Source organism: Mesorhizobium sp. IMUNJ 23033, from assembly GCF_044778005.1.
GTDB classification, from domain to species: Bacteria; Pseudomonadota; Alphaproteobacteria; order Rhizobiales; family Rhizobiaceae; genus Mesorhizobium; species Mesorhizobium amorphae_A.
This window is the reverse complement of sequence record NZ_JBJACT010000007.1, coordinates 24,061-38,972: the sequence shown is the minus strand read 5'-3', so window position 1 is coordinate 38,972 and position 14,912 is coordinate 24,061. Positions and strand designations below refer to the sequence as shown.

6 protein-coding genes are annotated in these 14,912 nt (G+C 65.6%); all 6 read right to left on the bottom strand.

Annotation, left to right across the window (positions count from 1 at the left end; translation table 11 throughout):
• Positions 1 to 135: 135 nt before the first annotated feature.
• On the bottom strand, positions 136 to 8,688 hold the full coding sequence (locus tag ACFX5Q_RS10760; RefSeq protein WP_404277536.1) for a GH36-type glycosyl hydrolase domain-containing protein: 8,553 nt from the start codon (positions 8,686 to 8,688) through the stop codon (positions 136 to 138).
• Between the two features lie 258 nt (positions 8,689 to 8,946).
• On the bottom strand, positions 8,947 to 9,534 hold the full coding sequence (locus ACFX5Q_RS10755) for a HutD family protein (protein ID WP_404277534.1): 588 nt from the start codon (positions 9,532 to 9,534) through the stop codon (positions 8,947 to 8,949).
• 85 nt (positions 9,535 to 9,619) lie between these two features.
• Positions 9,620 to 11,293 (bottom strand): urocanate hydratase, encoded by a 1,674-nt coding sequence (gene hutU / locus ACFX5Q_RS10750; protein WP_404277532.1) that lies wholly within the window; start codon positions 11,291 to 11,293, stop codon positions 9,620 to 9,622.
• A gap of 25 nt (positions 11,294 to 11,318) precedes the next feature.
• The gene (gene hutG, locus ACFX5Q_RS10745; protein ID WP_404277530.1) at positions 11,319 to 12,134 is read right to left on the bottom strand and encodes an N-formylglutamate deformylase; all 816 of its coding nucleotides are present in this window, start codon (positions 12,132 to 12,134) and stop codon (positions 11,319 to 11,321) included.
• Positions 12,131 to 13,672, bottom strand: coding sequence for a histidine ammonia-lyase (gene hutH / locus ACFX5Q_RS10740; RefSeq protein ID WP_404277528.1), 1,542 nt, complete (start codon positions 13,670 to 13,672; stop codon positions 12,131 to 12,133). Before hutH ends, hutG begins: the two co-directional genes overlap by 4 nt.
• On the bottom strand, positions 13,669 to 14,904 hold the full coding sequence (gene hutI / locus ACFX5Q_RS10735) for an imidazolonepropionase (RefSeq protein WP_404277526.1): 1,236 nt from the start codon (positions 14,902 to 14,904) through the stop codon (positions 13,669 to 13,671). Before hutI ends, hutH begins: the two co-directional genes overlap by 4 nt.
• Positions 14,905 to 14,912 lie beyond the last annotated feature (8 nt).

Genomic DNA, 14,912 nt, shown 5'->3' with positions numbered 1-14,912 from the left:
TTTTTAATCACCGGAAGCTTGCGTAGCTGGGTCTAATAGATCGAGCCGGCCGTTCGCCAAGATGATCCGCAAATAAAGACGAGAGAGTACTGCCCGCCCCGAAGGACGTGCAGATAGTGCTTCAAGCCTTTGATGTCACGCAGGTATCCTGACAACCACCTCGACCTTGTCGCCGGCCTTCGGCTCAAAGGACGAGGATTTTGTCTTGGTTCCATTGACCTCGAGCGAGATGGATTTGGCCTTTTTGTCGCGGATGACACGAACCTTGACCTCGGCCTCCAGCATCTTGAGCGTCGCCGCATAGCCGTCCCAATGGCCGGGGAGTTTCGGCCGGAACGTGATCTGCTTGCCGCGCCGCTCGATGCCCAGAATGCCTTCGACCGCAGCCCGGTAAAGCCAGCCGGCCGACCCGGTGTACCAGGTCCAGCCGCCACGACCGCCCTTGCTTTCCCCGGCATAGATGTCGGCCGCCACGACATAGGGCTCGACCCGATAATGCTCGGCGGTAGCCTCGTCGGCGGAATGGTTGACCGGGTTCAGCATCGAGAAGCATCGGTAGGCGTCGTCGGTGCGGCCCATCTCGGCCAGCGCGATGACGAACCATGTCGCCGCGTGGGTGTACTGGCCGCCGTTCTCGCGTACGCCCGGCGGGTAGCTCTTGATGTAGCCCGGGTCCTTGTCGGTCCTGGAGAAGGGCGGCGTGAACAGCTTGACGATCTTGAGCTCGTCGTCGACGAGCATCTTTGTCGCCTGCTGCATGGCGGTGGTCGAGCGCGCCGGATCGCCCTCGCCCGACAGCACGCTCCACGACTGAGCAATGGAGTCGATCTTGCACTCTGCGGAGTTGTGCGAGCCGAGCGGGCTGCCGTCGTCGAAGCTGCCGCGGCGATACCATTGGCCGTCCCAGGCGGTGCTTTCCAGCGCCCGCTTCAGCGCGTCGGCGTGCTTTGTCCAGGTTTGTGCGCGCTTGGTGTCGCCCTGCGTCTTGGCGATGGGGGCGAAGTCGCCCAGCGTCTTCAAGAGAAACCAGCCCAGCCAGACGCTCTCACCCTTGCCGCCTTCGCCGACGCGGTTCATGCCGTCGTTCCAGTCGCCGCCGAGGATCAGCGGCAAGCCGGCGGGGCTGCTGCGCTTGATGGCAAGATCGAGCGCCCGCGCGCAATGGTCGTAGAGCGAGGCATGCGTCTTGGAAATCTCCGGCGTGAAGAAGGCATCGTGCTCGCCTTCGCCGAGTTCCTGCCCGTCGATGAACGGCAACTGCTCCTTCAGGATGCCGGCATCGCCGGTCACGTCGATGTAGCGGCTGGTGGCGTGGGCGAGCCAGACCACGTCGTCCGAGATCATGGTGCGCACACCGGCGTCGGTGCGCGGCAGCCACCAATGCTGCACATCACCCTCGGGGAACTGCCGGCGCGCCGCATTGAGTATCTGGTCGCGCGCCAGCTTTGGATCATGCGCCAAGAGCGCCAGCGTGTCCTGCAGCTGGTCGCGGAAGCCGAAGGCGCCGCTCGCCTGGTAGAAGGCGGACCGGGCACGGATGCGGCAGGCGAGGCTCTGGTAGGGCAGCCAGTGGTTGACCATGGCGTCGAGCGCCTTGTCGGGCGTTTCGACCTGGATGGTATCGAGGAAGCCGCGCCAGACGCGCTCATTGTCGGCCAGACGCTGGTCGAAATCCTTGCCGCGATGGGTCTGCACCAGCGCGCTCGCCTCTTCGACAGAGGCCGCGTCGCCGAGCAGCCAGAACAGCGTCACGTCGCCGCCGGCGGGGATGTCGACATCACTGGCGATCGCGGCACAGGGATCATCACCGGCTTCGACGCGGTCGGACAGGTTGGCACCCGCCAGCACCGCCTGCGGATACTCGCTGCTGCCATGCCTGCCGATGAACTCGCTGCGGTCCGCCGTCACCGAATGCACCGGGCCGCCGGCGGCCAGGAAGGCCACCCGCTCGCTGAAATCGAGCCCATAGGGATTTTTCGCCAGCAGCGCGCCGGTCGCGGCATCCCGCGACGGGACGATGGTCGCCGCTGTGCGCGAGCGATGGCCGCCAAGCACCCATTCGGCGTAGGCATAGATGCGCAGCCGCGCCGACACCGAGCCGGAATTTTGGATACGCAGCCGGGTGATCTTCACCGGATCGTCCGCGTCCACCACATGCGTCAGGTCCATCGACAGCGGCCCACGCTTCGAGCGGAAGGTCGAAAAACCCTGTCCGTGCCATGTTTCGTAGGTCATGGCGGGATCGCGCAGCACGGCGGCCGTCGGCGAGAATGCCTTGCCGCTGGCGTGGTCGTAAATGTAGATGCCCTCGCTCGGCCGGTTCGAGACCGGATCGTTCGACCATGGCGTCAGCTGGTAGTCGCGACTGTTGCGGCTCCAGGTGAAGGCCGCGCCCTCGGCCGAGACATGGAAGCCGAACGAGGCGTTGGAGATGACGTTGATCCAGGGCTGGGGCGTTGTGCGGTGGCCGGTCAAACGGGTGACGTAGTGGCGGCCGTCGCCGTCGAAGCCGCCAAAACCGTTCCAGAGGCTCAAGCCGCTGCCGTCGGCGCTGCTTTCCGCCGAGGCGCGCGCCATGAAGGCCGGTGCCGGCAGTGATGGCTCGCGAGGGCCCGCTGCGCCCGGCGCCGGCTGCAGGGCATCACGCGCCTGCAGCGCCGCCGCCTCGGCGCGCTCGATCTGGTCGAAGATCGTGCCGTTGCGCGTGTGCAGCACGACACGGGCAACCGCGAGCAAGGTCTTGTAGGTGGCCTCGTCCATCAGGTCGCGGCGTACGGCGAAGATGTGCTGGCGCGGGCCGAGCTCCTTGCCGCGCAGGCGGGCGTTTTCGCACAGCGTCTCGACTGCCCTTTGCAGGTCCTGCACATAGGAGGACGCCTGTTCGTTGACGACGACGAAGTCGATCATCATGCCGCGGGCGCGCATATATTCCTGGAAGCGCAGCGCCTGGGCGACGATCTCCAGATCGGCGACGTCGCCGATGCGGACCAGGAAGATCGGGAAGTCGCCGGAGATGCTGGTCGGCCACAGGCTCGACTGCTTGCCAAGACCCGACGCGATGGATTCGGCCGGCAGGCGCAGGAAGGAATCAGGATAGACCAGATAGCGCGCCAGCTTCTGCACATTGGCGGCGTCGGTCAGGCTAAGGCCGAGATGGCGGGTCTGCACCTGGCTGCGGGTCCAGGCGAGCATCGCCTGGCGGGCGAAGCTTTCCGGATGGTCGAGCCGGGCGATGGCTTCGTCGAGCTCGGCGCGGTTGGCGCCGACGACGGTCCAGAAGGTCAGCGAGATCTTCTTGTTGGCGGGCACGCGCACCTGCCGGCGAAGGGCTGCGACCGGATCCAGCGTGAAGCCGGAATGGCCCCCAAGCTTTGCGCCGGGATCGAAGGCAGCCGCATCGACGATGGTGCGGCCGCGGCCGATGAAGGCGCGCCGGTCGGTCTCGGCCTCGGCATCGCGCGCCGGTCCCGAAGGATCGGTGACGAAATGCGCCATGGTGAGGTCGGGTTCGTTCTTCTCGCGCTTGCGCCTGGTGGCGAGGATGGCGCCCTTGTTGGGCGCGATCTCGGTCTCGACGAACATTTTCGAGAAGGCCGGATGGGCGTAGTCCGAGGCTTCGTTGCCCAGCACCAGTTCGGCGAACGAAGTCACCTCGATATGCCGATCGACGGCGCCGTCATTGTAGAGCGTGACGCGGCGGCCTTCGCCATTGCCTTCCGAGATGACGATGCATTCGACTTCCGAACGCAGCGATCCCACGGATTTGATGAAGCTCGCCTTGTCGTCGGAAAACAGCGTCTGGACGCGCTCGTTCTCAGCCCGCCTCGGCTCTGATGTCGCCGACCACCAGTCGCCAGTGCCGGCATCGCGCAGGAAGACGTAGGAGCCGAGCCGATCCTCGGTCGGGTCCGGCTGCCAGCGGGTGACGGCCAACTCGCCAAAGCGGCTGTAGCCCGAGCCAGTGGCGGTGACCATCACCGAATAGCGGCCGTTGGACATGACGTTGGTCGAGCGCAGCGCGCGTGCCGGATCGAGGATGATGCGCGTGTCCGGGCTTTCGGTCTCGGTCTCGTCCTTGGAGCGCTCGTCGGCCTCGGTCCTGACGGTGGCGGTCGGGATGTCGCGCGGCGCCCTCTCCTGCAGCAGGAGTTCGGCCGACTCGATGACCGGGTCGCTGTGGAAGCGGTCGCGCAGGCGGCCCTCGAAGATGGCGTCGGCAACGGCGGCGATCGACATGCCCGAATGGTGAGCCATGTAGTTCAGCACGACGGCGTGGTCGGAGCCTTCGGGCACACGCTGCGGCGTGAAATCGACGGCGTCGTAAAAGCCGTGCCGGCCAAGCGCGCCAATGGCCTTCAACCTTGCCAGGTTCTGGACGGATTCGCGCGGCGTGAACTGCGCCGCCAGGATCGTCGCGTAAGGCGCGATCACCGTGTTCTGGCCAAGGCCGCGCTTCAGCCCGAGCCCGGGCACGCCGAAATTGGTGTACTGGTAGGTCAGCTCGCGGTCGCGCGCGTTGTAGGCGGCTTCCGAAATTCCCCACGGCACGTTCTTCGAGCGGGCATACTGGATCTGGCGCTTGATGATCAGCTTGCTGGTCTGGTTGAGGATACTGCCTTGCGGCTCCTTCATCACCAGCGGCGGCATCAGATACTCGAACATCGAGCCCGACCAGGACATCAGCGAGCCCTGGAAACCGATCTCGACGATCGGCCGGCCAAGACGGAACCAGTGCTCGGTCGGCAGGTCGCCCTTGGCGATGGCGAACAGGCTGGTCAGCCGCGCCTCGGAGGCGAGAAGGTCATAGCAGCTTTCGTCGAGCTGGTGTTCCTCGACCCGGTAGCCGATCGACAGGAGCTTGCGCTCCTGCCGCATCAGGAAGGAGAAATCCATCTCGAAGGCGTAGCGGCGCGTGCGCTCGCGCAGTGCCAGGAGCCTGGCGCGCAAGGTTTCGACGGCGTTCTCGTCATTATGCGAGTCGTGGACATGCGCCTCGCAGGTGGCCTCCAGCCGCGCCGCCCAATCGGCGATGACATCGCTGCGCGGCGACGCGGCCTCGGTGTGGATGGCGACAGCAAGCTTGCGGATCTCGCCGGCGAGCACGGCAAGGTTGATGGTGCGGATCGACGCCATCTCGGGCTGTGCCTTGATGGTCATCACCGCGCGCCGCATGCCGTCGAGACGATCGGCCAGCCGCTGGCGCAGCGGCCTGAGCTGGCGGCGGTCGTCGGGCAATTCCTCGAGGCTCTCGTCGAGGATGGTCACCGTGTCGAGAATGCCCTCGAAGTCGCCCTGCAGGTGAACGGAAGGCGCCTCCGCCCATTCGGCACAGGCTGCCGCCACCGCCACCAGATGGCCGGCGAGGTTGCCGCTGTCGACGGCCGAGATGTAGAGCGGATACAGCGGCTTCAGCGTGGTCGTGTCGTACCAGTTGTAGAGATGGCCGCGATCGCGCGGCATGCTCTCGATGGTTGCCATCGTCGCATCGATACGGGTGATGGCGTCGGACAGGCTGATCCAGCCGAAATCGCGCGCCGAAACCACCGACAGCAGGTAGACGCCGATATTGGTCGGCGAGGTGCGCGGCGCCACCACCGGCGCCGGGCTCTCCTGGAAATTGTCCGGCGGCAGATTGTGGTGCTCGGCGGTGACGAAAGTCTCGAAGTAGTGCCAGGTGCGCCGCGCCACGGTGCGCAGCGCATGGATGTCGGCGGCCGAGATGCGCAGCCGGTCCTCGGTCTCGGCCGAGCGGCTGATCCAGCAGGCGACCGCCGGCGAGCCGATCCAGAAAATCGCGAAGAAGAAGGCGACGAAGGCGCCGGTGGAATCGGCGAGTACTGGAATGGCCAGGCCGACGACGCCGATAATCACGGCGCCATACATCATGCCGTAATAGGCTGCGAGATCGCTGCCACCGCTCTTGTGCGCCTGCGAGGCGGTGCGCCATTCGAGCAGGTTCTGCCGGCTGACAAACAGGCGGTAGACCGTACGCACGATCGCATCGCCCATCATCCAGGCGTTATGCGCCATCAACAGGATCTTAAGCGCCACGAGGGCCGTGCCGAAGACGGTGTCGCGCGCCAGCGCCGAGAAATGGCCTCGCGGCGTCTGGTCGCCGCTCTTCGGCAGGATGCCGTTGACGATGTCGAAGGTCGGCGCCATGAACAGGCTGAGGATCAGCAGCGCCTGCCATTGCGCGGCCTGCGTGAAGGGCAGCAGCGTCCAGCCGGCGATCGCCGCCATCACCCAGAAGATCGGCGTCAGCGAGCGGCGCAGATTGTCGACCATCTTCCAGCGCGACAGCGCCGGCACGCCGGAGCGCGGATTGAAGATGAAGCCGAGCAGTTGCCAGTCGCCGCGCGCCCAGCGGTGATGGCGGGAAGCATCAACTGAGTAGCGGATCGGATAGTCCTCGACCAGCTCGACATCAGTAACCAGCGCCGAGCGCGCCAGAGCGCCTTCGAGCAGATCGTGACTGAGGATGGTGTTCTCCTCGATGCGGCCCTTCAGCGCCGCCTCGAAGGCATCGACATGATAGAGGCCCTTGCCGGTGAAGGAGCCGTCGCCAAAGACGTCCTGATAGACGTCCGAAACGGCAAAGACGTAGGGGTCGAGGCCGCGATTGGCGGAGAAAATCCGCTGGAAGAACGAGGCGTCGTCGCCGCTGGTCAAAGAAGCGGTGATGCGCGGCTGCAGGATGGTGTAGCCGGCGGTGACACGACGCTTGGCCGCATCGAAATGCGGCCGGTTGAGCGGATGGCTGAGCTTGCCGGCCAAGGTGGCGACGGCATCGCGGGTGGTGCGCGTGTCGGCGTCGAGCGTCATCACATGGACGACGTTTTCCGGCAGTGGCACATCAAGCGGCAGGAAGGTGGTGTCGCTGTCGCCGCGCAGCAAAAGGTTCAGCTCGTGCAGCTTGCCGCGCTTGCGCTCCCAGCCCATCCAGCAGCCTTGCGCGGCATTGTAAAGCCGGCGCCGGTGCAGCACATAAAAACGCGGCGCCCCTTCCGACGGATAGCGGGCGTTGAGCCGGGCGATCTCGTCGCGGGCATATTGCAGGATCTCGATATCGGCGGCGTCGATCTCGGTCTTGGAATCCGGCCAGTCCGAAAGCAGCGCGAAACGGATCTCGTCGGCCGTGTTGGCGAGGTGGTGCACCTCGATGTTGCGGATGTTTTCCTCGACATCGTCGCGCGAGCCGATCAGCGAGGGCACCACGACCAGGGTGCGCGCCTCGGCCGGCACGCCCCCATGCTTGTAGTCGTAACCGACGAGCCGCGTCGGCTTCAGGAAAAGCGACACGACGGTGTTGAAGAATGCGAGCGCGCCCTCGCTGGCCGGCACGGCGAACAGCGCCAGCATCAGCACGATGGACGGCACCGAAAGGCCGAGATGGGCAAGCGCGTTGCCGGCGAGCGCCAGAAGCAGGACGGTCAGCGCAAACACCGGCACGACGACACCCAGCCAGCCGGTGTTGGCGAAGGTCCGCTTGACGGTGACGCTGACGGTCGGCCGGTAGCCAATCGCCTTTTCCAGCTCCAGCCGGCGCGGACCGACGAGGAAGAAGCCGACATCCGTATGCGCTGCACTCTCGGTGGCGCCGGTAGCACGGCCGGCGAGCTCGATCGCCTTCTCGGCGACGCGGTATTCAGAAAGCTCGGAGCGGCGCGCCAGCTCCTCGATGGCGGTGCGGTACTGGTCGCGCGAGAAGAAGTCGAGCGCCGCGAAATCGGTGCGCTCGCGCAGCAGCGTGTCGATGCGGCTGACGCCTTCGAACCACACCGTCCAGTCGACGTCGTTGATCAGACGCAGGCCGCGGATGATGTTGCCGGTGGTGACATTGCCGCTGGACAGCGTGTGGTGCTCCGAGATGATGATTTCCTCGGCATCGGAGCCGGTCTTCTCGAGCTCGCCCTCCAGCCATTCCAGCGCCCGGCCGGCATTCTGCGAACCGTCGCGCAGGCGGTAGAGCAGTTGGGTGGCGAAGGTTGTGTCCTGCGCATGGGTGACGTAGTGCGACAGGATCGCCTGGCGGTCGGCGTTGTCGTCGGTCGCCAGCACGCGGTCGGCGACTTCGTTGGCGATCTGGCGCATCTGCCGCGTGCGGTTGACGCGCACGGCGATGCGGCGAAGGTTTTCGATCAGCACGAAGCGCAGCAGCGACGGCAGCGCCCAGAGCTCGCCGATCTTCAGCGGCTCTACCGACTGGAAGCCCTCGACGATCGACTTGAACATGGTCGCCGAGACCGAACTGTCGGAATGCGCGACATAGGTCCAGGCCACCGCCAAAGCGCGCGGCACGCTGGTACCGTCGGACAGTTTCAGGGTCGGCAACTGGCGATAGAAGCGGCGCGGCAGATCGCGCTTGACCTGGAAGATCGTCTCCTCGACCAGATAGTTGTTGTCGAGCAGCCATTGCGCCGCCGGCGTGATGGTTTCGCCCTTCGCTTGCGCGGCATTGGTCGAGCGGTAGACTTCGAGAATCCGTTTCGCGCTGTCGCGGATACGGGCCTGGAATTCGAACAACGTCAGCCCGAACAGGTCCCCGACTTCGCCCTCGGCAAGGCCGCTGCCCAGCGCACGCAGCCGGTCCTCCGGCAGGAAATTGGAGCGGATCGGCTCTTCCGTAATGGCCGGAAAGGCGGCGCTCGTCTTTTCGATCTTGGCGGGGTTCGTCTGTATGTTCATTGAAAATTCCGTATAGCGGGCGCGATGCGGCGTCCCCGCCACGGCAATGTCCCTAAAAGCGATTCAAATGCAATTGGTTGCATGGCGACATTGGTCGAAATGTTGTTTCCGCGCGCGACAGGGCGCCGTCTCTCGACAACTTCCGGATGAGCGCCCCTCGCACCCATTCGGATTTGATCGGATTCAGGCTTTTTCGTGGTACGGGCAACAGCTTACGCGATATTTCGCCGGCAGCGCGATCATGTTTGGAGACAGGCGTTAACCGTTGCCGGCAACACGACCGATGCGGACGACGAACAGAGCCGCCGTCCGTGTGGGCTCCAAGCGCAGTTCCGAGGCGCCCTGCCCCAGCAGAACCGCATCCAGCGGACCCAGGCGCGCCGGCGCGGCGCCGTGCACCGCGAGTTCGCCGTCGAGGCAGAGGACGAGCGTCGCATCATCGGCCGGCGAAACGTCGATCGCGGTCGAAATCAGCAGCCGCTCGACAGTGTGGGTCATGCGGGTGCGGCGGGTCATGACGTTGAGATCGGTGACCGGACCGGCGATCAGCTCGGCTCCGGTCGGCACGTCGGCCGGGAAGGAAAACGGGGCGGAGGCGCTGGTCAGTTTCTGCGGGGCCTGACCGGCGATATCGAGGATGATGCCCTCGCCTTCCAGTACGGCCAAGGTGCGGTCGACGCCAGCAAAGCTCGAAAACGGCCCGCCGGCCTCGACGCGCGCCATGGAGACGCGCCAGTCGAAATCGTCGAGCCCGACGCCGTCAGGTGAGACGGCGATTTCGGTCGTCGTGCCGCCGCCGTTCTTCCACGGCATGACGCGGTAGTCGGCGGCACGAAGGATGCGCATGCTTAACCCTCCGCAATGGCTACGGGCGTTCGAAACGCGAAAAGCCGCTTCTGCGGCTTTTCGCCTGCCTGCGGCCGGACGTTTCTCACCCCAAAATGCCCGGCAGGTTGAGTTGGTGTTGCTTGGCACAGTCAACAGCGATGTCGTAGCCGGCGTCGGCGTGGCGCATGACGCCGGTCGCCGGGTCGTTCCACAACACCCGCTCCAGCCGCTTTGCTGCTGCGGGCGTGCCATCGGCGACGATGACCATGCCTGAATGCTGCGAAAAGCCCATGCCGACGCCGCCGCCATGGTGCAGCGACACCCAGGTGGCGCCGGACGCGGTGTTGAGCAGCGCGTTGAGCAGCGGCCAGTCGGAGACGGCGTCGGAGCCGTCCTTCATCGCTTCCGTCTCACGGTTGGGCGATGCGACCGAGCCGGAATCGAGATGGTCGCGGCCGATGACGACGGGCGCCTTGAGCTCGCCCTTGGCCACCATCTCGTTGAAGGCGAGGCCAAGCCGGTGGCGGTCGCCGAGGCCGACCCAGCAGATGCGCGCCGGCAAGCCCTGGAAGGCGATGCGCTCGCGCGCCATGTCCAGCCAATTGTGCAGGTGGGTGTTGCCGGGAGTGAGTTCGCGCACCTTGGCGTCGGTCTTGTAGATGTCCTCGGGATCACCAGACAGCGCCGCCCAGCGGAACGGGCCGATGCCGCGGCAGAACAGCGGGCGGATATAGGCCGGGACGAAGCCGGGGAAAGCAAAGGCGTTCTCGAAGCCCTCTTCCTTGGCCACCTGACGGATGTTGTTGCCATAGTCGAGCGTCGGCACGCCGGCATTCCAGAACGCCACCATGGCCTCTACATGCTCGCGCATCGACGAGCGGGCGGCCTTCTCAACCGCCTTGGGATCGGACGTGCGCTTCTCGCGCCATTCGGCCAGCGTCCAGCCCTTGGGCAAATAGCCGTTCAGCGGGTCATGCGCCGAGGTCTGGTCGGTGACCATGTCGGGGCGCACGCCGCGCCGCACTAGTTCCGGCACGATATCGGCGGTGTTGCCGACGAGGCCGACCGACTTCGCCTCTCCGGCCTTGGTCCAGCGCTCGATCTTTTCCAGCGCCTCGTCCAGCGTGTCGGCGCGCTCGTCGACGTAGCGGGTGCGCAGCCGGAAATCGATACGGTCGGGATCGCATTCGACGGCCAGGCAGCAGGCGCCGGCCATGACGGCCGCCAGCGGCTGGGCGCCGCCCATGCCGCCAAGGCCGCCGGTCAGGATCCACTTGCCCTTGAGATTGCCGCCATAGTGCTGGCGGCCGGCCTCGACGAAGGTCTCGTAGGTGCCCTGCACGATGCCTTGCGTACCGATATAGATCCACGAGCCGGCCGTCATCTGGCCGTACATCATCAGGCCCTTCTTATCGAGCTCGTTGAATTTCTCCCAGGTCGCCCAATGCGGCACCAAATTGGAATTGGCGATCAGCACGCGCGGCGCATCCGGATGGGTGCGAAACACCCCGACCGGCTTGCCGGACTGGACCAGCAGCGTCTCGTCCTCGCCGAGCGTCTTCAGCGACGCGACGATGCGGTCGAAATCGTTCCAGGTGCGCGCGGCGCGGCCGATGCCGCCATAGACGACCAGTTCGTTGGGGTTTTCGGCAACGTCGGGATCGAGATTGTTCATCAGCATGCGCAGCGGCGCCTCGGTCAGCCAGGTGCGGGCGTTGAGCTCGGCGCCGCGCGGGCTGCGGACTTCGCGGATGTTGTGGCGAGGATCGGTCATCATTGTCCCTTTCGAGTAAGGCGGCGCGTCAGCGTCCGGCCCAGTCAATCGCGGTTTCGAGGATCTTTTTCAGCGTGGCGCGGATCGGTGCTGCAAACTCGGCATCATAAGGAGCCGGCCAATTGTCCGGCGCGCCCTTGCCTTCGGGCTCGCGCATGTAGCCACGGTTGGAGAGCTCCATCTGCAGCGCATGCACGTTGTTTTGCGGTTTGCCAAAATTGCGCGTGATCCAGCCGCCCTTGAAGCGGCCGTTGATGACGAAGGTCTCGCCGGTTTCGGCGAGGATCTGGCCAACCATCGCCTGCAACGCAGGATCGGCGCTCTTGCCATCATTGGTGCCGAGGTTGAACACCGGCAGCGTGCCCTCGAACAGGCGCGGCAGCACCGAGCGGATCGAATGGCAGTCATAGAGCACGATCTTGCCGTGCAGGCCGCGCAGCCGGTCGATTTCGGCCTGCAAGGCGGCATGATAGGGCATGAAGTATTTTTCGCGGCGCTCATCGATCTCCGACGGTCCCGGCTCTTCGCCTTCGCGGTAGAGCGGATCACCATCGAAACTCTCGGTCGGGCAAAGGCCAGTCGTCGCCTGGCCCGGGTAGAGCGATGCGCCGGACGGGTCGCGGTTGACGTCGATGACGGTGCGCGAGATCGCCGTATGGACGATCGTCGCGCCGAGGCCGGCAGCAAAATCATAGAGATTGTCGATCCACCAGTCGCAGTCGCGGCGGCCGAGCCAAGGCGAGACCAAACGGTTCTCGAGGCCGGCGAGATCGATGCCGGTGTGCGGGATCGACACCAGCAGCGGTGCCGTGCCGTCCGTTACCGTGAGCCAGTCGGCCATCATGCCGCTCCCGAAATCGCGGGCAGCGCCACCGCGCCCGCCGCCTCCACCGCCGCACCACTGCGCACAATGGCGATGGCCTTTTCCATGTCGGGGTGGAAATGGCGGTCATTGTCGAGATGCGGCACTTCCGCCCTGACCAGCTTGCGGACAGCTTCGAGCGCAGTGCTCGAAGGCAGTGGAGAGTGGAAGTCGCAGCCTTGCGCGGCGGCCAGCAACTCGATGCCGATGACTGCCGTGGCATTCTCCACCATGCCGATCAGCCGGCGTGCGCCGTGTGCTGCCATCGAGACGTGGTCTTCCTGGTTGGCCGAGGTCGGGATGGAATCGACGCTCGCCGGATAGGCCTTCTGCTTGTTCTCGGAAACCAGCGCCGCGGCGGTCACCTGCGGGATCATGAAGCCGGAGTTCAGCCCCGGCTTCGGCGTCAGGAAGGCCGGCATGCCGGACAGCGCCGGGTCGACCAGCATGGCGATGCGCCGCTCCGACAGCGAGCCGATCTCGCAGACGGCAAGCGCGATCATGTCGGCGGCGAAGGCCACCGGCTCGGCGTGGAAATTGCCGCCGGAAAGAGCCGTGTCATCCTCGGCGAAGATCAGCGGATTGTCGGTGACGCCATTGGCCTCGGTGCCCAGCGTATCGGCGGCCTGGCGCAGCACGGCGAGTGCGGCACCCATCACCTGCGGCTGACAGCGCAGGCAGTACGGGTCCTGCACGCGCTCGTCGCCGACGCGGTGCGATTCTCGGATGGCGCTGCCGGCCATCAGATTGCGCAACGCGTCCGCCGTCTCGATCTGGCCGCGATGCTTTCTGAGCAGATGGATGCGCGGATCGAAGGGCGCGTCGGAGCCTTTTGCCGCATCGGTCGACAGGGCGCCGGCGACCAGCGCCGACTGGTAGAGGACCTCGGCCTCGAACAGGGCGGCCAAAGCGTAAGCGGTCGAGAACTGGGTGCCGTTGAGCAGCGCCAGCCCTTCTTTGGCCCCGAGCGTGACCGGCTCCAGCCCGTGCGAGACGAAGGCGACCTTGGCCGGGAAACGGCCATGCGGTGTAAAGCATTCGCCGACGCCGATCATCACAGCGGTCATGTGCGACAGCGGTGCCAGATCGCCGGAAGCGCCGACCGAGCCTTGCGCCGGCACCACTGGGATGACGTCATTGGCGAGCATGGCTTCCAGCAATTCGATGGTCTGCGGCTGCACGCCGGATGCGCCCTGCGCCAGGCTGGCGAGTTTCAGCGCCATCATCAGCCTGGTGACAGCGACCGGCATCGGCTCGCCGACACCGGCGGCATGCGACAACACGATGTTGCGCTGGAGGGTCTCGAGGTCGGCGGCGGGAATGCGGACGCTCGCCAATTTGCCGAAGCCGGTGTTGATGCCATAGACCGGCTCACCCTTGGCGACGATCCTTGCGACGGCCTCGGCGCTGGCCTTGATCTTTGGCCGGCAGGCGTCATCCAGCCTAGGCACGGCGCCGCGGTAGATGGCGCGCCAGTCGGCAAGCGTCGCATTGCCGGGCTTCAAAACGAGTTCGGTCATTGTCCTCTCCAGATGCGGGCATGCAGCGGGTTGAAGCCCATGCGGTAGACGAGTTCGGCCGGGCGCTCGATGTCCCAGATCGCGAGATCGGCGGATTTGCCGGCCTCCAAGGTGCCGGTCTTTTCCAGCAGCCCGAGCGCGCGGGCCGCTTCGCGGGTGACTCCCGCAAGGCATTCCTCGACCGTCAGGCCGAACAAGGTCGCCGCCATGTTCATGGTCAAGAGCAGCGAGGTCAGCGGCGAGGTGCCGGGATTGCAGTCGGTCGCGACCGCCATTTTGACGCCGTGCTGGCGGAACAAGGCGACCGGCGGCTTCTTGGTCTCACGGATAAAATAATAGGCGCCGGGCAGGATCGTCGCCACGGTGCCAGCCTTGGCCATTGCGGCCGCGCCGGCCTCATCGGTGTATTCAAGATGGTCGGCAGAGAGCGCGCCATAGCGTGCGGCGAGTTCTGCGCCGTGCAGATTGGACAACTGGTCTGCGTGAAGCTTCACCGGCAAGCCCAGCGCCCTGGCCTTGTCGAAAACGCGAGACATCTGCTCGGGCGAAAAGGCGATGCCTTCACAGAATCCGTCGACCGCATCGGCGAGACCTTCGGCGGCAACGGCCGGCAGGATCTCCTTGGCGACGAGATCAATGAAAGCGTCCTTGTCGCCTTTTGCCTCGGGCGGCAGCGCGTGGGCGGCGAGGCATGTGGTGCGGACCGTCACCGGGCGTTTGTTGCCCAGCTGCCGCGCGGCCCGCAGCGACTTTGTCTCATTGGCTAGGTCGAGGCCATAGCCCGACTTTACTTCTACGGTGGTGACGCCTTCCGCCATCAACGCATCGAGGCGCGGTAGCGTCTGGGCGACAAGTTCGTTCTCGCTGGCGGCACGCAAGGATTTGACCGACGAGACGATGCCGCCACCGGCTTTGGCGACCTCTTCATAGGTGGCGCCGGCCAGACGCATCTCGAACTCGTTGGCGCGGTTGCCGGCATAGACAAGATGTGTATGGCAGTCGATCAGGCCGGGCGTGATCCAGCGGCCATCGCAGTCGATGCTCTCGGCGCCCTGAGCGAGGCTGGACGGCATCTCGGCTTCCGGGCCGGCATAGACGATCAGGCCATCGCGCGCGGCGATCGCGCCCTTTTCGACGATGCCCAGTCCGGACGTGTTTTCGGACAAGGTCGCCAGGCGCGCATTGCGCCAAAGGTGAAGGCCCCCTGCCCGGCTTTTCATTTGTGCCGCCATCATCTTTT

Excerpts from the sequence above, each read along its gene's own strand:
- hutH (WP_404277528.1), bottom strand. The coding sequence starts at position 13,672 with ATGACCGAACTCGTTTTGAAGCCCGGCAATGCGACGCTTGCCGACTGG.
- hutG (WP_404277530.1), bottom strand. The coding sequence starts at position 12,134 with ATGATGGCCGACTGGCTCACGGTAACGGACGGCACGGCACCGCTGCTG.
- ACFX5Q_RS10760 (WP_404277536.1), bottom strand. The coding sequence starts at position 8,688 with ATGAACATACAGACGAACCCCGCCAAGATCGAAAAGACGAGCGCCGCC.
- ACFX5Q_RS10755 (WP_404277534.1), bottom strand. The coding sequence starts at position 9,534 with ATGCGCATCCTTCGTGCCGCCGACTACCGCGTCATGCCGTGGAAGAAC.
- hutI (WP_404277526.1), bottom strand. The coding sequence starts at position 14,904 with ATGGCGGCACAAATGAAAAGCCGGGCAGGGGGCCTTCACCTTTGGCGC.
- hutU (WP_404277532.1), bottom strand. The coding sequence starts at position 11,293 with ATGATGACCGATCCTCGCCACAACATCCGCGAAGTCCGCAGCCCGCGC.